General features: G+C 39.1%; 19 protein-coding genes. 17 read left to right on the top strand and 2 right to left on the bottom strand.

The features are described from left to right. Positions 1 to 4 precede the first annotated feature (4 nt). From BIV60_RS19200 to BIV60_RS19150, 11 genes are all read left to right on the top strand, one after another. Positions 5 to 1255 carry a competence/damage-inducible protein A gene (locus BIV60_RS19200; RefSeq protein WP_071357313.1) on the top strand — a complete coding sequence of 417 codons (1251 nt, stop codon included), beginning with the start codon at positions 5 to 7 and terminating at the stop codon, positions 1253 to 1255. Between the two features lie 331 nt (positions 1256 to 1586). After that, on the top strand, positions 1587 to 2627 hold the full coding sequence (gene recA / locus BIV60_RS19195; RefSeq protein ID WP_071357312.1) for a recombinase RecA: 1041 nt from the start codon (positions 1587 to 1589) through the stop codon (positions 2625 to 2627). A 314-nt stretch (positions 2628 to 2941) separates the two neighbouring features. After that, positions 2942 to 4501, top strand: a complete 1560-nt coding sequence (gene rny, locus BIV60_RS19190; protein WP_071357311.1) for a ribonuclease Y — start codon at positions 2942 to 2944, stop codon at positions 4499 to 4501. A gap of 104 nt (positions 4502 to 4605) precedes the next feature. Next, positions 4606 to 5403 (top strand): TIGR00282 family metallophosphoesterase, encoded by a 798-nt coding sequence (locus BIV60_RS19185; RefSeq protein ID WP_071357310.1) that lies wholly within the window; start codon positions 4606 to 4608, stop codon positions 5401 to 5403. 164 nt (positions 5404 to 5567) lie between these two features. Then, positions 5568 to 5828, top strand: coding sequence for a stage V sporulation protein SpoVS (gene spoVS / locus BIV60_RS19180; RefSeq protein ID WP_003211281.1), 261 nt, complete (start codon positions 5568 to 5570; stop codon positions 5826 to 5828). 482 nt (positions 5829 to 6310) lie between these two features. Further along, complete coding sequence (locus BIV60_RS19175; protein ID WP_071357309.1) at positions 6311 to 8047, top strand: 2-oxoacid:acceptor oxidoreductase subunit alpha; 1737 nt, start codon at positions 6311 to 6313, stop codon at positions 8045 to 8047. After that, the gene (locus BIV60_RS19170) at positions 8048 to 8914 is read left to right on the top strand and encodes a 2-oxoacid:ferredoxin oxidoreductase subunit beta (protein WP_071357308.1); all 867 of its coding nucleotides are present in this window, start codon (positions 8048 to 8050) and stop codon (positions 8912 to 8914) included. A gap of 391 nt (positions 8915 to 9305) precedes the next feature. Further along, a complete protein-coding gene (miaB, locus tag BIV60_RS19165; protein WP_071357307.1) occupies positions 9306 to 10850 on the top strand; it encodes a tRNA (N6-isopentenyl adenosine(37)-C2)-methylthiotransferase MiaB in 1545 nt (514 codons plus the stop codon). A gap of 1 nt (position 10851) precedes the next feature. Then, entirely contained in the window at positions 10852 to 11307 is a 456-nt protein-coding gene (locus BIV60_RS19160) for a YlbF/YmcA family competence regulator (protein ID WP_071357306.1), read from the top strand. Between the two features lie 245 nt (positions 11308 to 11552). Further along, entirely contained in the window at positions 11553 to 12098 is a 546-nt protein-coding gene (locus tag BIV60_RS19155) for an outer spore coat protein CotE (RefSeq protein ID WP_071357305.1), read from the top strand. 120 nt (positions 12099 to 12218) lie between these two features. Next, positions 12219 to 12410 carry a hypothetical protein gene (locus BIV60_RS19150; RefSeq protein WP_071357304.1) on the top strand — a complete coding sequence of 64 codons (192 nt, stop codon included), beginning with the start codon at positions 12219 to 12221 and terminating at the stop codon, positions 12408 to 12410. Between the two features lie 12 nt (positions 12411 to 12422). Here BIV60_RS19150 and BIV60_RS19145 read toward each other — a convergent pair whose 3' ends face one another. Beyond that, complete coding sequence (locus tag BIV60_RS19145) at positions 12423 to 12980, bottom strand: GNAT family N-acetyltransferase (RefSeq protein ID WP_071357303.1); 558 nt, start codon at positions 12978 to 12980, stop codon at positions 12423 to 12425. 113 nt (positions 12981 to 13093) lie between these two features. Between BIV60_RS19145 and BIV60_RS19140 the strand changes: the two genes are divergently transcribed. From BIV60_RS19140 to BIV60_RS19125, 4 genes are all read left to right on the top strand, one after another. Further along, on the top strand, positions 13094 to 13744 hold the full coding sequence (locus BIV60_RS19140; protein WP_371261563.1) for a protein kinase family protein: 651 nt from the start codon (positions 13094 to 13096) through the stop codon (positions 13742 to 13744). A gap of 281 nt (positions 13745 to 14025) precedes the next feature. Then, a complete protein-coding gene (locus BIV60_RS19135) occupies positions 14026 to 15696 on the top strand; it encodes a formate--tetrahydrofolate ligase (protein WP_071357301.1) in 1671 nt (556 codons plus the stop codon). Between the two features lie 13 nt (positions 15697 to 15709). Next, complete coding sequence (locus BIV60_RS19130) at positions 15710 to 16576, top strand: bifunctional 5,10-methylenetetrahydrofolate dehydrogenase/5,10-methenyltetrahydrofolate cyclohydrolase (RefSeq protein WP_071357300.1); 867 nt, start codon at positions 15710 to 15712, stop codon at positions 16574 to 16576. A gap of 65 nt (positions 16577 to 16641) precedes the next feature. Further along, entirely contained in the window at positions 16642 to 17265 is a 624-nt protein-coding gene (locus BIV60_RS19125; RefSeq protein ID WP_071357299.1) for a cyclodeaminase/cyclohydrolase family protein, read from the top strand. A 224-nt stretch (positions 17266 to 17489) separates the two neighbouring features. Here the strand turns inward: BIV60_RS19125 and BIV60_RS19120 are convergent, their stop codons facing one another. Next, entirely contained in the window at positions 17490 to 19205 is a 1716-nt protein-coding gene (locus tag BIV60_RS19120; RefSeq protein WP_083402330.1) for a sigma-54 interaction domain-containing protein, read from the bottom strand. Positions 19206 to 19545: 340 nt separating this feature from the next. Between BIV60_RS19120 and BIV60_RS19115 the strand changes: the two genes are divergently transcribed. Both BIV60_RS19115 and BIV60_RS19110 read left to right on the top strand, forming a co-directional pair. Next, a complete protein-coding gene (locus BIV60_RS19115; protein ID WP_071357298.1) occupies positions 19546 to 20697 on the top strand; it encodes an ABC transporter substrate-binding protein in 1152 nt (383 codons plus the stop codon). A gap of 445 nt (positions 20698 to 21142) precedes the next feature. Continuing rightward, positions 21143 to 22024 carry a branched-chain amino acid ABC transporter permease gene (locus BIV60_RS19110; RefSeq protein WP_071357297.1) on the top strand — a complete coding sequence of 294 codons (882 nt, stop codon included), beginning with the start codon at positions 21143 to 21145 and terminating at the stop codon, positions 22022 to 22024. Position 22025: the final 1 nt, after the last annotated feature.

The raw sequence follows: 22025 nt of genomic DNA, 5'->3' as shown, positions 1-22025 counted from the left end.
AAGAATGAACGCTGAGATTATTGCGGTTGGCTCGGAGCTGCTCCTTGGTCAAATTGTCAATACAAATGCCCGGTTTATCTCCCAGCATTTAGCAGATGCTGGCATTAATGTTTATTATCATACGGTTGTCGGCGACAATCCTTCCCGATTAAAAGCGGTGATTGAGGTTGCTGAAAGCCGATCTGATTTGATTATTTTTACTGGCGGTCTTGGACCGACGAAGGATGATTTGACGAAAGAAACGATTGCAAAGCATATTGGCAAGGAACTAATATTTGACGAAACGGCTCTTGAGTCAATTGAGGCTTATTTCAAAAAAACAAATCGGCAGATGACCGAAAATAACCGAAAACAGGCATTGGTGTTAGAAGGCTCACATGTTTTGACGAATGACCATGGGATGGCACCAGGGATGGTGGTTAAGACCAGCGGACATATTTACATGCTTTTACCTGGACCGCCAAAGGAAATGGAACCGATGTTTATTGAATACGGTCTTTCAGCGTTGTCACTACAAGTGAATAACAAGGAACAGATTGTTTCGCGAGTGTTGCGCTTTTTCGGAATTGGGGAAGCGGCATTGGAAACCGAGATAATCGATTTGATTGATTCGCAAAGCAACCCTACGATTGCCCCATTAGCAGGTGATGGTGAGGTAACCTTAAGGCTAACAGCAAAGCATCAGGACCATGATACAGCCATTAAAATGCTGGATGAGGTAGAACAAAAGATAAGTTCCAGGGTCGGACAATTTTTATATGGCTATGACAAAACATCGCTTTTGGAAGAGTTAAGTAAAATCTTAAAAGCAAAGAATTTAACGATAGGGGCTGCGGAAAGTTTGACGGGTGGAATGTTTCAGAAAGAGTTAACTTCCATCCCCGGTGCAAGCTCGATTTTAAAAGGCGGAGTTGTTTGCTACACGAATGAAGTGAAACACCAGGTGTTGAATGTTAAACAGGAAACGATTGATACATATGGGGTTGTTAGTGAGCAATGTGCCTTGGAATTGGCTGAAAATGTTGCAAGCCTTGTGGGGGCGGATGTTGGCATCAGCTTTACGGGCGTTGCGGGGCCGGATGAACAGGAAGGAAAGCCGGTTGGTACTGTTTTTATTGGGTTGGCTATTAAAGGAAGGCCGACTGCTGTAGAAGAGCTCATCCTAGCGGGTACAAGGGAAGCGAATCGAACCCGCACGGTGAAATTCGGGTGTTATTCCTTACTAAAACATTTAAAAGGGTCACAGAATGCTTAGCGGTGTTCTGTGATTTTTTTATTGTTGAGGCGTTTTGGGTGTGGCAAATAAAATGAAATTGGCGGAATGAAGAATCGATTTCAAAAATATAATAGGCGTAATTTTCAGCTAATAAGTGAAATCCTTTATTTAATCGGAATAAACCATTTGAAAAATTATATTTCTCCTGCGGATTTACCTGGTTTTACATGTAAAATCCTTTTAAAAGAGTCGAATGAATGTTCGATATTTTTCTCGACAAATAGCCTAAAAGAAGGTATATTATTAATAGGTTTTAAATGATAGATTTTGAATAAAATTTTATTTTTTATATATGAGGAGGAACTATTTAGTGAGCGATCGTAAAGCGGCTTTAGAGATGGCCCTAAAGCAAATAGAGAAGCAATTTGGTAAAGGCTCAATCATGAAAATGGGAGAGCAGACAGAAACAAAAATTTCAACAGTTCCAAGTGGATCACTAGCACTTGATACAGCTCTTGGAGTAGGGGGATACCCAAGAGGACGAATTATCGAAATATATGGACCAGAAAGCTCAGGTAAAACAACAGTAGCTTTACATGCAATCGCAGAGGTACAAGCAAAAGGCGGACAAGCAGCGTTTATTGATGCTGAGCATGCTCTGGATCCGGCTTACGCACAAAAACTAGGCGTTAACATTGATGAATTATTATTATCACAGCCAGATACAGGTGAACAAGCCCTTGAAATCGCTGAGGCACTTGTTCGAAGTGGTGCAGTTGATATGATCGTAATTGACTCCGTAGCAGCCTTAGTTCCAAAGGCAGAAATTGAAGGCGAAATGGGTGATACCCACGTAGGCTTACAAGCACGATTGATGTCACAAGCACTTCGTAAACTATCAGGTGCAATCAATAAATCAAAAACTATCGCAGTATTTATCAACCAAATTCGTGAAAAAGTCGGAGTTATGTTTGGAAACCCAGAAACAACACCAGGCGGTCGTGCCCTTAAATTCTATTCGACAATCCGCCTTGAAGTCCGCCGTGCAGAAACTTTAAAGCAAGGCAATGATATGGTCGGAAACAAAACAAAAATTAAAGTAGTTAAAAATAAAGTGGCACCTCCATTCCGTACAGCAGAAGTGGATATTATGTATGGTGAAGGGATTTCCAAAGAAGGCGAAATTATCGATATGGGCTCTGATTTGGATATCGTTCAAAAGAGCGGTTCTTGGTATTCATATAATGATGAAAGACTTGGCCAAGGACGTGAAAACGCGAAGCTCTTCTTAAAAGAAAACCCTGAAATTCGTCTTGATATCCAACAAAAAATCCGTGAGCATTACGGATTGGATGGAGATAAGGTTATCACAGAAACAGATGAACCAGATCAATTTGAATTAATTGATTAAAAGAAAAAGAGCAAAACCGGCACCGGCTTTGCTCTTTTTTTAAATGAATACAGATACATAAAGATGTATATTTATCCACTTTTAAATCTGATCTAACTTTGTTAATCATTGAACAAATTCAAAATATTGTAAACGAGTGACAGGACTTACTCTTGACAATAAATTTGCACACCTTTACAATTAAAATGTATATTTTACATTTTTGGAAATATTACATTGAAAAGCCATGGTGCTTGCTGTATGTTGAGTCTAAACAATGTACATGCCGACACTTAAAAATGTAACAAAAGTTCATAGCAAGAGGAGGTGTAACGATGGAACCAATTACACTCATCTCCATTTTGCTTGGCCTTATCGTCGGTGCCGTTGTTGGCTATTTTATTCGTAAATCCACTGCCGAAACCAAAATTGCAGGAGCAAAGAGTGCTGCAGAGCAAATCCTTGATGATGCAAAACGCGATGCGGAGGCATTGAAAAAGGAAGCTTTGCTAGAGGCAAAGGATGAAATTCACAAGCTTCGTACTGAAGCTGAACGTGAGGTTCGTGAACGAAGAAATGAACTGCAAAAACAAGAAAACCGTTTACTGCAAAGAGAAGAGAATTTAGATCGAAAAGATGAATCGTTAAATAAGCGTGAAACTCTTTTAGAAAAGAAGGATGATTCTCTAAACCAAAGACAACAGCATATTGAAGAGATGGAAAGCAAAGTGGACGAGTTGGTAAGAACACAACAAAGTGAACTCGAACGAATTTCGAGCTTGACGCGCGAGGAAGCAAAAGCGATTATATTAGATCGTGTTGAGCAGGAACTTTCTTTTGATACAGCCGTTATGATTAGAGAAAGTGAAAACCGTGCGAAAGAAGAAGCCGACAAGAAAGCGAAAGAAATTTTATCGCTGGCAATCCAGCGTTGCGCTGCTGACCATGTTGCGGAAACAACTGTTTCTGTCGTCAACCTGCCGAATGATGAAATGAAGGGTCGTATTATTGGACGTGAAGGACGGAATATCCGTACTCTTGAAACATTGACAGGAATTGATTTAATTATCGATGATACGCCAGAAGCAGTCATCCTATCCGGATTTGATCCAATTCGTCGTGAAACAGCACGACTTGCACTGGAAAAATTAGTTCAAGATGGACGAATACATCCTGCACGTATTGAGGAAATGGTGGAAAAATCCCGTCGAGAAGTAGATGAGTATATTCGTGAGGTTGGAGAACAAACGACATTTGAAGTTGGTGTTCACGGATTGCATCCGGATCTTATCAAAATTCTAGGCCGTTTGAAGTTCCGCACCAGCTACGGGCAAAATGTTCTTAAGCATTCAATGGAGGTTGCACAGCTTTCGGGGCTGCTTGCTGCTGAACTTGGAGAAGATGAAACATTAGCACGCAGAGCCGGTTTGCTACACGATATCGGAAAAGCGATTGACCATGAAGTGGAAGGAAGCCATGTTGAAATCGGGGTAGAGCTTGCAACGAAGTATAAAGAGCACCCTGTTGTGATTAACAGCATTGCCTCTCACCATGGTGATACAGAGCCAACTTCTATTATCGCTGTACTAGTAGCTGCAGCCGATGCATTATCTGCTGCCAGACCAGGTGCACGTAGTGAGACGCTTGAAAACTATATCCGCCGACTTGAAAAACTCGAAGAAATTTCAGAGTCATATGAAGGTGTTGAAAAGTCATATGCGATTCAAGCTGGTCGTGAGGTTCGTATCATTGTTAGACCAGATGCAATAGATGATTTGGCTGCACATCGCTTGGCGCGGGATATTCGTAAACAGATTGAAGAAGAACTTGATTACCCAGGACATATAAAAGTGACAGTCATCCGTGAAACACGGGCTGTAGAATACGCAAAATAAAGCGGTGCAAGTGCACCGCTTTATTTTTTGCTCAGATTAAAGGCTTGAATAATGTGTTACAATTTAATAATAGAAGTTATTTTTTAGATAGAAAGGGTAAAAAAATGAATATATTATTTATCGGCGATGTTGTCGGTTCGCCTGGCCGGGATATGGTCAAAGAATATTTACCTAAATTAAAAGAAAAGTACCGCCCTAATTTTACGATTATCAATGGGGAGAATGCTGCCTCAGGAAAAGGGATTACCGAGAAAATTTACCGTGAATTTTTAGGCAGTGGAGCACAAGCTATAACACTTGGAAATCATGCATGGGATAATAGAGAAATCTTTGAATTTATTGATAAAGCCAAAAATATGGTCCGTCCTGCAAATTTTCCGGAAGGGACTCCCGGCCAAGGAATCGCTTTTTTTAAAGTGAATGATGTTGAAATTGCCGTAATCAATTTACAGGGGCGCACGTTTATGGCCCCAATCGATTGCCCTTTTAGAAAAGCAGATGAATTGGTAGAAATCGCACGGGAACGAACCCCTTTTATCTTTGTTGATTTTCATGCAGAGGTTACAAGCGAAAAACAAGCGATGGGATGGTATCTGAACGGAAGGGTTTCAGCAGTGGTTGGAACGCATACACATGTTCAGACAGCTGATAACCGTATTCTCCCTGGAGGGACCGGCTATTTAACGGACGTTGGGATGACCGGTCCATATGATGGAATTCTTGGGGTAGAAAGAGACGCGGTTTTGAAAAAGTTTCTTACCAGCCTCCCAGTTCGTTTCGAGGTATCTAAATCGGGTCGAACACAGTTAAGTGCTGTAATAATGGAATTGGATCGGAAGACCGGTCAATGTAAAAAGATTGAACGGATTCTAATAAATGATGAGCATCCATGGTATTCGTAAACCTTCCTAAATGGAGGGTTTTTTCTTTTTTCAGTCACTTTTTTTTGTCCAAGCCGGAATATGTCATTTGCCGCCTGAATATAGTAGCAGTGGAGTATTATATATACCTGATTGGTTCATGAACTGCTCATGCGGGATCGGGATTAAACAAGGAGGAGCTAGGAATGGAAATATTAAAAGTTTCAGCAAAGTCTAATCCTAATTCTGTAGCTGGTGCGCTTGCCGGAGTTCTTCGTGAAAGAGGGGCAGCGGAGATACAGGCAATTGGTGCGGGTGCATTAAATCAAGCCGTTAAGGCAGTAGCGATCGCTCGAGGATTTGTAGCACCTAGCGGAGTTGATCTGATATGCATCCCTGCGTTTACCGATATTTTAATCGACGGGGAAGAACGCACAGCTATAAAGCTCATTGTGGAGCCGAGATAAACACAGGGGAATTTTCTAAAAAGGGAAAATAATAAGCCTTTACCTGCTGGTTTGATACCATGCAGGTATTTTTATGTTTTTGGATGTGTTAATCAATAACCAAGTTTATCAGAGCCGTGTTTTATAAAATATTATTTTAGTATAAAAGAGTTGAAGAATACTGGATAAAGATCTAGACCAACAAAGGGCCAATGAAAAACAGGTGGATTCAGCAGTTATCAATGAAACATTTTACTAGGTAAAACATTACTAAAACAGGTAAAATTTTAATAATAAAAAAATATTCATATTTTAGCCAATATTTTTATTTAAAGGGTTGCAATTTTCAATACATAGGTCTATTATTGTAAGCGTTTAGTACGTATCAAATTAACATACTTTGTGACTTTAAAGTGTAAAAGTCTAGTGGGTTACTTGGAAATGTGCTATAGTATTAGATGATTAGTTTACCTATTTTTTACATATCCAAAGGGGTGTAAGTCATGATCAATCAACTTTCATGGAAAGTTGGAGGACAACAAGGGGAAGGTATTGAAAGTACAGGAGAAATCTTTGCAATCGCATTGAATCGTCTGGGGTATTACTTGTATGGTTATCGTCACTTTTCTTCACGTATTAAAGGTGGTCATACAAACAACAAGATCAGAGTAAGTACTACAGATGTTCGTTCGATTTCTGATGATCTTGATATTCTTGTCGCATTTGACCAAGAAACTATTGATGTTAACTACAAGGAACTTCCTAGCAGCGGCGTAATTCTTGCAGATGCAAAGTTTAATCCAAAGAAACCGGAAGATACGCAAAGCTCGTTGTATGCGGTTCCATTTACGGAAATGGCTACTGAATTAGGTACTTCTTTAATGAAAAACATGGTGGCAATTGGTGCTACTTCTGCGGTATTAGATTTAGACATTCATGTTTTTGAAGAAGTAGTTCGTGAAATTTTCGGTAAAAAAGGTGAGCAAGTAGTTGCGAAGAACATGGATGCAATCAAAGCCGGCTTTGAGTATATGAAGGAAAAAATGGATGCTAACGTTCCAACTATGGAACTTGAAAAAGCTGATGGTAAAAAACGGATGTATATGATTGGAAACGATGCAATTGCTTTAGGAGCTATTGCTGGTGGATGTCGTTTTATGGCTGCCTATCCAATTACGCCTGCATCAGATATTATGGAGTATTTAATTAAAAAATTACCTGCACTTGGCGGATCTGTAATTCAAACTGAAGATGAAATTGCTGCCTGTACAATGACAATTGGTGCAAACTATGGCGGCGTTCGTGCTCTTACTGCATCATCTGGACCTGGATTATCATTGAAGATGGAAGCAATTGGTCTTGCAGGTATCACTGAAACTCCAATTGTAATTGTTGATACACAACGTGGAGGTCCATCAACAGGACTACCAACAAAGCAAGAACAATCAGACTTAATGGCGATGATTTATGGTACACACGGAGAAATTCCAAAAATCGTTATGGCTCCAAGTACTGTTGAAGAGGCTTTCTATGATACAGCAGAAGCTTTTAACCTTGCTGAAGAATATCAATGCCCGGTTATCGTTTTATCTGACCTTCAATTATCATTAGGTAAACAAACAGTTGAACCGCTTGATGCTTCTAAAGTTGAAATTAGACGCGGTAAGCTTGTAACAGAAGAACTTCCTGAAATTGAAAACAAAGGTTATTTCAAGCGTTATGAAGTAACGGAAGATGGTGTTTCACCGCGTACAATTCCGGGGATGAAAAATGGTATTCACCACGTTACAGGTGTTGAACACGCTGAAACTGGTAAACCATCTGAATCAGCTGCAAATCGTATTGCACAAATGGATAAACGTTTCCGTAAAGTTGAAAATATTCGTTTTGATACACCTGTTTATAAAAATGCACCACATGAAGATGCAGATCTTCTAGTTGTTGGTTTCAACTCAACTCGCGGTGCGATAGAAGAAGCAATGGGTCGCTTGGATAAGGACGGCATGAAAGTGAACCACGCACAAGTTCGTTTAATTCATCCGTTCCCATCGGACGAAATTCTTCCGCTTATTCGTTCTGCGAAAAAAGTGTTGGTTGTTGAAAATAATGCAACTGGTCAGCTTGCAAATATTATGAAAATGAATGTTGGTCATGCTGAAAAAATCACAAAATTTGTTAAATATGATGGAAATCCGTTTTTACCACATGAAGTTTATTCAAAATGTAAGGAGTTGTTCTAAGTGGCCACTTTTAAGGACTTTAGAAATGATGTAAAACCTAACTGGTGCCCTGGCTGTGGCGACTTCTCTGTACAAGCTGCAATGCAACGTGCAGCAGCAAATGTTGGATTAGAACCTCAAAATCTTGCAGTTATTTCAGGGATTGGCTGTTCAGGTCGTATCTCTGGTTATATTAATGCTTATGGATTCCATGGTATTCATGGTCGTTCACTTCCAATTGCACAAGGTGTTAAAATGGCAAACCGTGATTTAACAGTTATCGCATCCGGCGGTGACGGTGATGGTTATGCAATTGGTATGGCACACACTATTCATGCGATTCGCCGTAATTTAGACGTTACTTATATCGTTATGGATAACCAAATTTATGGTTTAACAAAAGGTCAAACATCACCACGTTCTGCAGAAGGCTTTAAAACCAAGTCTACTCCAGGCGGATCCATTGAGCAGGCAATTTCTCCAATGGAAATGGCTTTAACAGTCGGTGGTACTTTTGTAGCACAAAGCTTCTCAACTGATTTGAAAGACTTAACTGCTTTAATTGAAGCAGGAATTAAACATAAAGGTTTCTCTTTAATTAACGTTTTCAGTCCTTGTGTTACCTATAATAAAGTAAACACATATGACTGGTTTAAAGAAAACCTAACGAAGTTAAGTGACATTGAAGGATATGATCCTTCAAGCCGTGAAATGGCAATGCAAACATTAATGAAGCATAACGGTCTTGTAACTGGTCTTATTTACCAAAATAATAATCGTCCTTCATATCAAGAATTAATTCAAGGCTACTCTGAGAAACCATTAGTGGATGCTGATCTTAATCTTGATCAAGCACACTTTGATAAATTAGCAGCTGAGTTTATGTAATATAATATTATGAAAATACCCGTGGTCACCATGCCATGGGTTTTTTTGATACTCTATGTATTTCCAAATGATGCCTTTCAAAGGTTTAATCCCAAACTGCTTTGTCTACAATTTATGTATATCGTGATGATTTTCACATTTTTTTGAAAAAACAAGTTACAATTAGTCACTGTCCGGTGATTTTTAAATTTACATATATTTTGATTGCCTTTTTCGTCAAGGAGTTGACAGGGATTTTCTATTGTTTTCATTCGTAAAAACCTTTATACTATAATAATGTGCAGATTAGCCGGCACTCTTTCCAAACTGCAAGGGAATGGTAAGAAATAGCTTTTTTTATTTTCATAGAGGAATTTTTTATGACTAAAATTAAGAAAGGAGATTTTTCCTGATGAATGAACAACAACGTATAGAAAGTAAACAAGTAAAGAATGCTAATTCTTCGGACAAAAAATCCGCCAAGGATTACAGCAAGTATTTTGAACAAGTGATCACGGCCCCTTCATTAAAGGATGCGAAAAAACGCGGAAAAGAAGAAGTTAAGTATCATAATGATTTTTCTATTCCAGAACAATTCCGTGGAATGGGCGAAGGTCGCAAATTCTATATTCGCACTTATGGATGCCAAATGAATGAACACGATACAGAGGTAATGGCTGGAATCTTCTTAGCCTTGGGCTATGAGCCGACAGATAATACCGAAGATGCAAATGTGATTCTCTTAAACACATGTGCCATCCGTGAGAATGCGGAGAACAAAGTATTTGGTGAATTAGGTCACTTAAAAGCATTGAAAATGGAAAAGCCGGACCTGCTTCTAGGGGTTTGCGGCTGTATGTCTCAAGAAGAATCAGTTGTCAATAAAATCCTAAAAACATATCAGCAAGTGGATATGATTTTTGGTACACATAATATTCACCGTCTCCCAAATATTTTGCATGAAGCCTATATGTCAAAAGAAATGGTTGTTGAAGTATGGTCTAAAGAAGGGGACGTAATTGAGAACCTTCCAAAAGTCCGCCGTGGAAAAATTAAGGCATGGGTAAACATTATGTATGGCTGTGATAAATTCTGTACGTATTGTATTGTCCCATATACAAGAGGAAAAGAACGGAGCCGCCGACCGGAAGAAATTATCCAGGAAGTCCGCCATTTAGCAGCCCAAGGGTACCAAGAAATTACGCTCCTTGGTCAAAACGTAAATGCTTACGGGAAAGACATAGAAGACATGAAATACGGTCTTGGTGACTTAATGGATGAGTTACGTAAAATTGATATTCCAAGAATCCGCTTTACAACAAGTCATCCTCGTGATTTCGATGATCACTTAATTGAAATACTGGCTAAACGAGGCAATTTAATGGATCATATCCATTTGCCAGTACAATCCGGTTCTACAGAAGTATTAAAAATTATGGCTCGTAAATATACAAGAGAACAATATTTAGAACTTGTACGTAAAATTAAAGCTGCTATTCCAGATGTTGCATTATCTACCGATATCATTGTCGGCTATCCTAATGAAACAGATGAGCAGTTTGAAGAAACTTTATCCCTTTACCGTGAAGTTGGTTTTGAAATTGCCTATACGTTCATTTATTCGCCACGTGAAGGTACTCCTGCTGCAAAAATGCAGGATAATGTTCCGATGGAAGTAAAGAAAGAGCGTTTGCAGCGTCTAAACAATCTTGTGAACGAGCTTTCTGCTGAAGCAATGAAAAAATATGTAGGTCAAGTTGTTGATGTGCTTGTTGAAGGGGAAAGCAAAAACAACCCAGATGTCCTTGCCGGATATACTTCAAAAAACAAGCTTGTAAACTTTATGGCTCCAAAATCTGCAATTGGTAAGATTGTAAAAGTAAAGATTACAGATGCAAAAACATGGTCATTAAACGGAGAAATGATTGAAGAATTAGAAGCGGCAGAGGTGAAGTAAGGTGGCGAAGTATACAAAAGATGATATCGTCGCTCGTGCAACAGAGCTAGCACGCATGATTGCAGAAACAAATGAAGTTGATTTCTTTAAGAAAGCAGAAGCACAAATCCACGAAAATCCAAAAGTTAAAACCTTAATTTCGGATATTAAAGGTTTACAAAAACAAGCTGTGAATCTTCAGCATTACGGAAAGCCTGAAGCATTGAAGAAAGTGGAAGATAAAATTGCTTCGATTGAACAGGAATTGGATGGGGTTCCTGTTGTTCAAGAGTTTAAACAGTCACAGCTTGAAGTGAATGAATTGCTTCAGTTGATTGCTTCAACCATTTCCAATACAGTTACCGATGAAATCATTATTTCAACCGGTGGCGATGTATTAATGGGCGAAACGGGTGCCAGCATGAAACATGGCGGCGGTGCGTGTGATGGTCACGATGATTGTGATCACGAACATTAATATGAAGCCAGGCTTATGAACTAAGCCTGGCTTTTCTTTTGTTTCCATATCTTCTAAGTCCTTCATGCCCCTCATAAAAATGGGATGAGACCTCAAAATCAGGATTACTTCGGAACATACATAAATATCCCGCATAAAATGAATCATGACTAAACTTTTAACCAGTGTTCATCAAAATATATCGCACACTAGTCTAATTATTAGCATAGGATGAAATGAAACTGAATGAGGAGGGTTCGCGCGAGATGGGAGAATACAGAGAGATATTTGCGAAAGCCGTAGTCGCGAAAGGACGTAAATTCACCCAGTCCAATCATACGATTAGCCCGGCGCATAGTCCAACAAGTATTCTTGGCTGTTGGATCATCAACCATAAATATAACGCGAAAAAAGTCGGCAAGACAGTAGAGATACATGGCTCCTATGATATCAACGTTTGGTACTCATATAGTGATAATACTAAAACTGAAGTAGTGACCGAACGTGTTCAATATTGCGATGTCATAAAGTTAAAGTATCGTGACCATGACTGCCTTGATGACAATGAAATTGTTGCACGGGTGCTGCAACAGCCAAATTGTTGTGAAGCAGTCATTTCCCCTAATGGAAATCGAGTTATTGTCCATGTTGAAAGGGAATTCCTTGTCGAGGTGATTGGCGAGACAAAGGTTTGTGTTGTGATCAACCCGGAAGGTTTCCAGGATGATGAGGAAGAATGGGGAATGGATGTAGACGACGAAGAATTCGAAGAACTTAATCCGGATTTCTTGGTCGGCTCTGAGGAAGAATAAACCTACTAGGGAGTTTTTACTTCCTAGTTTTTTTCTTTTGACGATGAATTCTGGGGGATTAAAAAGTTTTGAATGGTTTGGCAGTGTTTTAAGCACCCTATTATTAGGGGGTGCACATATATGGAGCCAAAACAGCCCGGAAATAAAAAGCTGCCTGATTTTGACCGATTAAATGATCGGATGATTGCTGAAACTCCGTCTCAACCGTTTTTAGTGATTAAAACCAATCTCGATTCGAAAAATATAACGGATGAAAATCCGTATTATCGAGGGAAAAATACAGAAGAATTTACGGAATTTTTCGAAGAATAAAAAGCCAGGTGATTATTCCTGGCTTTTTTGGGCATACCACTCTGGCTTTAATAACGAAAGAACGTATGTATCATGGGATTGATTATTTTGTTTAATGTAGCCACGCAGCAATCCTTCCTCTACAAATCCAATCTTTTTAAGAAGATTTATGGATGCCACGTTTTCAGGATAGACAACAGCACCGATACGATATAAATCTAATGTTTCAAAACTAAAACGTAATATCTCTTGAATTGCCTCAGTCGTATATCCGTTTTGCCAATATTTAGGATGGGTTTCGTAGCCAATTTCCGCCCGTTTATTTTTAAGCTGCAATCCATTCAGTCCGATGGTACCAATAAATTTTTGATTTTCCAATAATACAATTCCCCAACGGATTCCCCGTTTTTCAATAAAATTCCTTTGAAACATATCGATTAATCTTGAAGCTTCTGCCGGGAATGTTAAACGGTCGGTTCCATAGTAACGCATGACTTCTTCTAATGATAAAATTTCAAATAGGCTGTTAACATGCTGGTGGGTGATTTCAGTTAATCTTAATCTTTTCGTTCTTAATATGGGGAAAGTCACGGTAATCCCTCGCTTCCTTGATCCATTTTTCCATTTATATTCATCATTTTGCTGTATACTCAGTGTATAACGTTGAATCTAAAAAAGGAAGGAAAAAGGAGTGAGTGGGGGAAATGAGCATGGATTATTATATAAGACTAATAGAAAATGAATTACTTCCTTATATACAATTAAACTCGAACCATCCATTTGACCCCATACAGGTTCGAAATCAGTCTAAGTCATGGAAGACGATTGGAAATGGGAATTATGCCGGTGTTTTTTTACATGGATCGAATCCCGGCTGTGTTGTTAAAGTGTATGGAAGAAATCCTGAGGAATTAAAAAATGAAATTCATGTATATAAACAATTAGGCAAACATGAAACATTCTCGAAACTGATTGCCTATGGAGAGAATTATTTAGTATTAAAAAAGCTTGAGGGAATCACCTTATATGATGCCATCATTAAGGGGATTCCGATACCTGAATCGGTGATTAAAGATATTGATCGGGGATTGGAATACGCCAGATCAGTGGGATTAAACCCATATGATGTTCATGGAAAAAATGTCGTAATGTTTGAGGGTAAAGGCTATATCGTAGATGTATCGGATTTTTATAAAGATGGTTATTGCAGTAAGTGGGATGATTTAAAACAAGCATATAATAAAATTTACAAACCATTTTTATTAAAACTTCATCCGCCCATTCCTTTTTTTATTTTAGATGGAGTTCGAAAAGGATACCGGGTATATAGAAGATTAATAAAACGAAGGATATGATTCAAATCATTTTCTTTTTTTGCCTTTTGTGAAAAAACCCTGAAAATGGATGATCATGATCCCCCTCTCATATTGGGATAAATATTTTTCAACGATTAGAAGCGCAATGACTTTTTGAAAGAGAAGAGAAGTAAATGGAATTGGATAATGTAAAAATTGTTCATTCTTTTTGTGTTATTTTACAATGTATAAAGAATCCACCAATGTTAAAATTTGAATGTAAACGGATTCAAAAGATTTTATATTGATTGTTGTCACAAACTGCTAAGGGAGAGATTGTTTTGAAGACAGATGTTCAAATTGCACAGGGAGCACAAATGAAGAACATTCATGAGATTGCCGATTACCTTGGAATTGGCGAGCATGAATTGGAACCATACGGAAGATATAAAGCGAAGGTTTCATTAGATGTTCTAAACCGATTAGACAACAAGTCTAATGGTAAGCTTGTTTTAGTTACAGCTATTAATCCTACCCCTGCTGGAGAGGGAAAAACGACGATAAATGTTGGACTTTCAATGGCATTAAATAAAATTGGAAAGAAAACCATCACAGCTTTAAGAGAGCCATCTCTTGGGCCATGTTTCGGAATAAAGGGTGGTGCGGCTGGTGGCGGTTACGCTCAAGTCGTCCCAATGGATGACATCAACCTTCATTTTACCGGAGATTTTCACGCAATCACTTCTGCCCATAATTTACTTGCGGCACTAATAGATAACCATATTCATCAAGGAAATGCCCTTGATATTGATCCGAAGAGAATTGTTTGGAAACGGGTACTTGACATGAATGACCGGGCCCTTAGAAATATTATTATCGGCCTTGGCGGCAAAGCAGATGGTTTTGTTAGACAAAGTGGCTTCGATATTACGGTAGCCTCAGAAATTATGGCTATATTATGTCTATCAACCAGTTTAGCTGACCTAAAAGAAAGACTTTCAAGAATGGTCGTAGCCTATGCTAGAGATGGAAAAGCGGTTACAGCGGGAGAGTTGCAAGCAACCGGAGCAATGGCATTATTACTGAAAGATGCTATAATGCCCAATCTGGTGCAAACCCTTGAAAACACTCCTGCTTTCATTCATGGCGGTCCCTTCGCAAACATTGCCCATGGATGTAACTCGGTAATGGCAACAACCGTTGCTTTAAAACTGGCGGATTATGTTGTAACTGAAGCCGGATTTGGTGCAGACCTTGGGGCGGAGAAGTTCTTTGATATTAAATGCCGATTCGCAGGACTTAAACCGGATGCAACGGTAATTGTTGCGACAATAAGGGCGCTAAAAATGAATGGCGGCGTTTCGAAGAATGAACTTGGCTATGAAAATCTTCCTGGTCTTGAAGCCGGTATTGCAAATCTGGAAAGACATTTTGAAAATGTGAGCAAATTTGGTGTTCCAGCCGTTGTTGCCATTAATAAATTCCCAACAGACACGGATGCAGAGATTGAGTTATTACGTGAAAAATGTGCAGTAAAAGGTGTGGATGTCGTTCTTGCTGAAGTCTTTACAAAGGGCGGAGACGGCGGAATCGAATTAGCACAAAAAGTGGTAGAGATTTGTGAAACAAAAGAATCACATTATGCGCCGCTTTATGATGTTGATGGAACGATTGAAGAAAAAATTACAACGATTGCAACAAAAATTTATCGCGCCGAACGTGTCGAATTCACTTCTGCTGCGAAAAAGCAAATTGCTGAAATTGCGGCGCTTAGCCTCGATAAAATGCCGATTTGTATGGCTAAAACTCAGTACTCTTTTTCTGACAACCCTTCATTACTAGGGGCTCCAACCGGATTTACATTAACCGTTAGAGAAGTAAAAGTTTCGGCAGGAGCTGGATTTATTGTTGCCCTTACTGGCGATATCATGACAATGCCGGGTCTGCCAAAGGTTCCAGCTGCAAACGGAATGGATATTACAGAAGCTGGAGAGATAATAGGTCTTTCGTAATTGGAGGTGCGATATGGGAACAAGACTTGAAGGAAAACCGGTTGTACAGTTTTTACAAGATCATATTAAATCACGTGTTAATCTATTAAAAGAGGCCCATATTTTTCCCACGCTTTTATTGATTCGTGTTGGGGAACGTGGGGATGATATCTTCTATGAAAAAAGCATTTTAAAGAATTGCGAACTTTTAAGAATTAAATGTACAGTTAAACAACTTCCTTCTTCGATATCAATGGATCAACTTAAGAAGGTGTTTGTGGAAGCCAATAACAACCCGGCCATACATGGAATCATGATATTCAGACCTCTTCCGGATCACCTAGATTTAGATATCATTCGGAATTTAATCGACCCTGTTAAAGATATTGATGGTATGTCACCTGTAAACCTTGAAAAGGTTTTTGAAGGGGATAGCACTGGTTTTGCTCCATGTACTGCAAAAGCCGTGATTGAAATCTTGAAGTACTATGATATTCCATTAAAAGGGGCAAATATTGTTGTAGCCGGCAGAAGTCTTGTTGTCGGAAAGCCGCTTGCAATGCTTTTATTAAATGAAAATGCAACAGTGTCCATTTGTCATTCCAGAACAAGGGAGATGCCAGCTGTTACAGCAAATGCGGAAATTGTAGTATCAGCAATTGGGAAAGCTAAGTTCATGACGGAGGAATATTTTAGTGAAAATTCGATTGTGGTCGATGTGGGCATTAATGATGATGGAACCGGACAAATTTGCGGGGACGTCGATTTTGATGGAGTTTTTGAAAAAGTCCAAGCAATCACTCCGGCAATAGGTGGAGTTGGTATCATCACAACAACGATTTTGTTGGATCATGTGGTAAAGGCATGTGAAAAAATAATGGGTTACGATTGTGTAAAGTAAAAAGGTAGAAGGCAGATTATATTTTTCTGCCTTATTTAACCCTTACATAAAAGGAGGGAATTCCTTTGTTAGAAAAAAGCTGCAATGTTTTTATTGAGGAGCTTTCGTCGAAATCACCGGTGCCGGGAGGGGGTGGTGCTTCCGCGTATGTGGGAGCACTTGGAATGGCATTGGGCAGTATGGTCGGAAACCTCACTGTTGGGAAAAAGAAGTATAAAGATGTAGAGAAGGATATCATCGAGCTTTTGAAGAGGTCGGAGGAAATAATTAATCAACTAAAAGCATTGGTTAAAAAGGATGCTGAAGTGTTTTACCCTTTGTCACAGGCTTATGGCCTGCCATCATTGACGGAAGAGGAAAAGCAGCATAAGGAATCGGTCCTACAGGAAGCTCTTGTTGAAGCATCGATGGTGCCTTTGGAAATTGCGAAAAACTGTTTAGAAGCCATTCGCTTACATGAAGAATATGCAAAAAAAGGAACGAGGATTGCGATTAGTGATGTCGGAGTTGGGGTTGCCTTTTGTAAAGCAGCACTTCAAGGTGCGAAGCTTAACGTACTTATTAATACGAAAATCATGAAGGATCTGGAAATGAAAAAGAAGATTGAGAGTGAATTATTTGAAATTGAGAGAGTAGGAGTGGCTAAGGCAGACCAAATCTTTCAAGAGGTTGAAAAAATGTTGGTTTGACGTTGAGGAGACTGGAAATTATCCAGTCTTCTTTTTAATTTTGAAGTAAAGAATCGGTTATTTTCCAGTTTGATGAATATATTTTCCGATTGAGTCAAAATACTTTCCACTTTAGGTTATTTATTTTCCACTTTCACACAAATCCCTTCCACAGCAACAAGGAAAATTTTTTCACAAAAGTGCCAGGCACCGTGTGAAATTTTCACATATGCCTGGCACTTATTTTAATTGCTGTTCGGTCTGACCAACCCATGTTTTTTGATATGGTACTGCAAACTTTGCCGTGTGATTCCGAGTGACTTGGCTGCTTTGGAGATGTTCCAGTCCATTTCATCCAGCGTCTTTAGGATGTAATGTTCTTGTGAGTTCGAAAATATCGATTTAAATGGATTATTTTTTAATTCTTTTTCCTTTTCCACTTTAATGGATGGTGAAGTAAAGATTTTTTTCTTCATGTAGGCAGGAAGATGGTCAATCCCGATTTCCTTATCATTTTCACTCACTCGTATGATTAAATTTTCTACTAAATGCTCTAATTCTCTTGTGTTACCTGGCCAATGATATTGAAGCATCATGGAAAGTAATGCACTAGACAGCTTAGGTACCTCTTTGTTAAATTTCTTTTTATATTTTTCAATGAAAAATTGAATGAAAAAGTGAATATCTTCTGTTCGCTCGCGCAGAGGGGTGATGTAAAGACTTGTGTGCGCAAGCCTGTAAAATAAATCAAGTCGCATTTTGCCATCATCAATTAATTTTTCCGGATCTTCGTTAGAAGCACTAATGACAGTACAGTCTACCGGAGTGACCTCATTGGAACCAACTCTGCGGACCAATCTCTCTTGAAGGACTCGAATTAGTTTAGATTGTAAGGTCATCGGCATCGAGTTAATTTCATCAAGAAAAAGTGTGCCATTTTTGGCATATTCAAAAAGTCCAATTTGGTTGGTTGCCCCCGTAAATGCCCCTTTAACTGTTCCGAATAGGGTACTTTCTAACAGGGTTTCCGGAATAGCTGCACAGTTGATCGCAACAAAAGGGCTTTCCGCTCTTGGACTGTGATTATGCATACTCTGAGCAAATAATTCTTTACCTGTTCCCGTTTCCCCGACAATTAAAATATCCGTATTATGGACAGCGATATTTTGGGCTTCATGAATTAAATTTTTTAGGGACATGCTTTTTCCTTTAATATCATTAAAGGAAAAAGTTGTTCCATTTTTGTAGGGACGATCATTAGCATCAGAGTTGACAATTTGTCTTCTCAGTTCAATCGTTTGATGGAGCTGGTTTTTCAAATGGGATTCGTTCGTACTGATTGAAAAAACAGCAACCGTTTCCCCATCCTTTTGGATTGGATACGTACTATAGTTCACATATTTAGGTACACCATTTACCATGGAGTGTGCCCGGTATCTGGAGAATATTGGTTTACCAGTTTTAAAGGTATGTTTATGTTCTGAATACTGCGGGTTATAATTATAGGCCTCCCAAAGATGTTTCCCAAGAATTTCCCTGCTATCCAAACCTTCTAATTTTTCCTGAGCACTGTTATACAGAACAATTTTGCCATCCGAATCACTCATCATTACGCCTTCATTCAAGGATTCAATCACTTTTTCCAGGCAGTACAACTGAGCTTCCTGATTGGTCGATAGGTTTGTAGTATCTTTTATACAAAGAACGAGATACTCTTTATCCGCTGAGAAGTTTTTTACTTCAATTGCCAGCTTTTTTTCATTTATGGTAATTTGATAGATTTCATTCTCTAATAAAGTTTCTTGGTTACATGACAGAAAAAGAAAGATATTCTTCCCTACTGACAGATTCAATTGAAGGTTGTCGTTCACATCATAATATAAAATATCATTGCGATTGTCTAAAACGATGACACCGTCCACAAAACTTCTAATTAGTGAACCGATTGATGCTGGATTCATTACAATACCTCCTTCTAAATACCTTATCTAATTCAGAATATATCATGTTAAAAAAATATTTTAAATAGTCTGCATGCAAGAACCATCTGCAGTAGAGAAAAGTTTGTTTTTACAAGTGTAGAAACACGTTTGCTTTTGTCATTTCTTGTAATCAGTGCAAAGGTCATCTGCGTTATTTTAGTGAATTAGCAATGAAAATGTCCGATAGAAAATAATCCAGCCTTTATAATTTCACACTTTTCTGAAAATGTAAAGCCCTTGGCATGTTTCTTGCAATTGATAGAATGATGGGAATTTTACTAGATTTCATTTTATAAAAAAAGAAAGTGAGTGATGTGCAGTGAAAAAACGCAGTTTCATTCTTTCCGGTTTGTTAGGAATCTCGTTGTTCGTAACAGGCTGCGCAAGCAACCAATCATCAGGATCCACCTCAAGTAAGGATGCAATCAAAATCGGCTGGGTAGGTCCATTGACAGGTCCAACTTCTACAGATGGAACCCTTAGCCGGAATGCCGCACAGCTAGCCATTGAGCAGTTTAACAAAGAGGGCGGTGTAAACGGGAAAAAAGTAGAGCTTGTTGCAGAAGATGATCAAGGAAAACCGGAAGAAGCGTTAAAAGCCGTACAGAAGCTAATTAATAGTGATAAAGTTTCAGGAATCGTTGGAGGTGGCTACAGCGGCCCAATGAAAACGATTACGCCAAAGCTTCAGGCAGCAAAAGTCCCGACGGTGGTGGCGTACGCCGTTCACCCTGACATCACAAAAGGCGGCGATTATGTTAATCGGGTTATTTATACAGCCGATGTTCAAGGAAAAGCAATGGCGGATTATGCTGTTAATGATTTGAAAAAGAAAAATATTGCCGTTTTGTACGTGGATATCGATTATGGAATTTCCATCTATAACGCATTTAAAGAAGAAGCCAAAAAACTTGGTGCCAATATTGCAATTGAGAAACCGTTTAAAATGGGAGATAAAGATTTTAGCTCTGTCTTGACTGCCGTTAAAGAGGCGAAACCAGATGCATTGTATGTTGTAGGTTATTACAATGAGGCCGCAGGAATTGTTACTCAATCAAAGGAATTGGGGATTGATGCACAGTTTTTAGGCGTGGATGGTTTTGATTCACCAAAATTCCTTGAATTGGGCAAGGAAAATACACAAGGTGCAACGTTCACAACTTCATTCTATGCTACAGATACAAGGGAAGCGGTACAAAATTTTGTTAAAGCATGGCATGACAAATATAAAGATAGTGAACCGGACATGCTTTCATCCCAAAGCTTTGATGCTACAGAGGTTATTTTGGAGGCCATGAAAAAGGCTGGAACAGATAGGGAAAAATTAGCCAAAGCAATCAATGAAACAAAAGATTTTGAAGGAACTTCCGGAAAAATTTCCTTTAACGCCCAACATGAAGTTGTAAAACCAGTCATCTTTATGACAGTGAAAGATGGAAAATTCCAATATGTTAAATCATTGAATTTCTAAGGTTCATGAGGACTTGAGAGGGGGAGGAGGCCTTTGGCCACCTCTTTGCTTTTTTATAATCATATATCAATGACGCTGATTGGAGACAAAGTCTAGTAGTTAACGAGTCAAAGTGTCGCCAATAAGTTTGTTAGGCGACAAAAATAAGAGGAATCTGGTTCAAAGTGTCGCCAATAAGCCGTATAGGCGACAAAAATAAGAGGAATCTGGATCAAAGTGTCGGCAATAAGCCGTATAGGCGACAAAAATGAGAGGAATCTGGATCAAAGTGTCGCCAATAAGCCGTATAGGCGACAAAATGAGAGGAATCTGGATCAAAGTGTCGCCAATAAGCCGTATAGGCGACAAAAATGAGAGAGCTCTGGATTAAAGTGTCGCCAATAGCTGCCCAATTACACAAAACAATAAAATCAAAAATTTTAAATAGAAAGGAATGATGTGAAAAATGCTAGCACAACAGCTTGTAAACGGGTTGGCCATTGGTTTTGTCTACATTCTTGTCTCTGTTGGCTTAACAATGGTGTATGGAGTCCTGAAATTATTACATTTTGCCCATGGCGTTATTTACATGGTCGGGGCATTTGCGGCCATGATCGGAATCATGTATTTGCATTTACCATTTCTTGTCACTTTAATTTTTGCAATGGTTGTTTCCGCTTTCCTAGGGATGGCGATTGAACGCTTTGCCTATCGTCCACTTCGCGGGGGGCACCCCATCACGACGTTAATCAGCGGTGTCGGAATTGCTATCTTTCTTGAAAACTTATTCCAAGTTATTTTTTCTTCCGATACCCAGCCGTTTCCGGAAACAGGGACAACCAATACTATCTATCATCTCAGTCAATCTGTTTCCCTCACGAATTATAAATTTTATATTGTCCTTGCTGGAGTCATTGGACTTGGACTTTTATTCGCCTTCCTAAAATTTACGAAAATGGGCTTAGCGATTCAGGCTGTTGCTCAAGACATGCGCGCGGCTTCCTTGATGGGGGTCAATTCCAATCGGGTAGTATCCGTAACGTTTATGCTAGGTTCTGCCCTGGCTGCAGCTGCCGGTGTTTTAGTTGCATTAAATTACAATTCCCTATTTCCGAGCATGGGTTCCATTCCCGGATTAAAAGCGTTTTGTGTCGTGGTCCTCGGGGGGCTGGGTTCCATTGGGGGAACGATTGTCGGCGGATTAATCTTAGGACTTGTGGAAACGATGAGCGATGGATATCTTTCAGGAATGGTCATTGATAAAGATGCGATCGCCTTTGTTATTTTAATTGTCATCCTATTAATTAAACCATCAGGATTGTTTGGCAAAAAAGTCGAGAAAGTGTAGG

The sequence above is a fragment of the Bacillus sp. MUM 116 genome (genome assembly GCF_001866655.1).
Taxonomy (GTDB): Bacteria; Bacillota; Bacilli; order Bacillales; family Cytobacillaceae; genus Neobacillus.
Note: the sequence above shows the minus strand (reverse complement) of the source record. Positions and strands in the feature narration are given on the sequence as shown.

Bases quoted from the DNA above. Each gene is read 5' to 3' on its own strand.
- BIV60_RS19155 (WP_071357305.1), top strand. From the start codon at position 11,553: ATGGGAGAATACAGAGAGATATTTGCGAAAGCCGTAGTCGCGAAAGGA.
- BIV60_RS19175 (WP_071357309.1), top strand. From the start codon at position 6,311: ATGATCAATCAACTTTCATGGAAAGTTGGAGGACAACAAGGGGAAGGT.
- BIV60_RS19200 (WP_071357313.1), top strand. From the start codon at position 5: ATGAACGCTGAGATTATTGCGGTTGGCTCGGAGCTGCTCCTTGGTCAA.
- BIV60_RS19185 (WP_071357310.1), top strand. From the start codon at position 4,606: ATGAATATATTATTTATCGGCGATGTTGTCGGTTCGCCTGGCCGGGAT.
- BIV60_RS19110 (WP_071357297.1), top strand. From the start codon at position 21,143: ATGCTAGCACAACAGCTTGTAAACGGGTTGGCCATTGGTTTTGTCTAC.
- rny (WP_071357311.1), top strand. From the start codon at position 2,942: ATGGAACCAATTACACTCATCTCCATTTTGCTTGGCCTTATCGTCGGT.
- BIV60_RS19120 (WP_083402330.1), bottom strand. From the start codon at position 19,205: ATGAATCCAGCATCAATCGGTTCACTAATTAGAAGTTTTGTGGACGGT.
- spoVS (WP_003211281.1), top strand. From the start codon at position 5,568: ATGGAAATATTAAAAGTTTCAGCAAAGTCTAATCCTAATTCTGTAGCT.
- BIV60_RS19150 (WP_071357304.1), top strand. From the start codon at position 12,219: ATGGAGCCAAAACAGCCCGGAAATAAAAAGCTGCCTGATTTTGACCGA.
- BIV60_RS19140 (WP_371261563.1), top strand. From the start codon at position 13,094: ATGAGCATGGATTATTATATAAGACTAATAGAAAATGAATTACTTCCT.
- BIV60_RS19130 (WP_071357300.1), top strand. From the start codon at position 15,710: ATGGGAACAAGACTTGAAGGAAAACCGGTTGTACAGTTTTTACAAGAT.
- miaB (WP_071357307.1), top strand. From the start codon at position 9,306: ATGAATGAACAACAACGTATAGAAAGTAAACAAGTAAAGAATGCTAAT.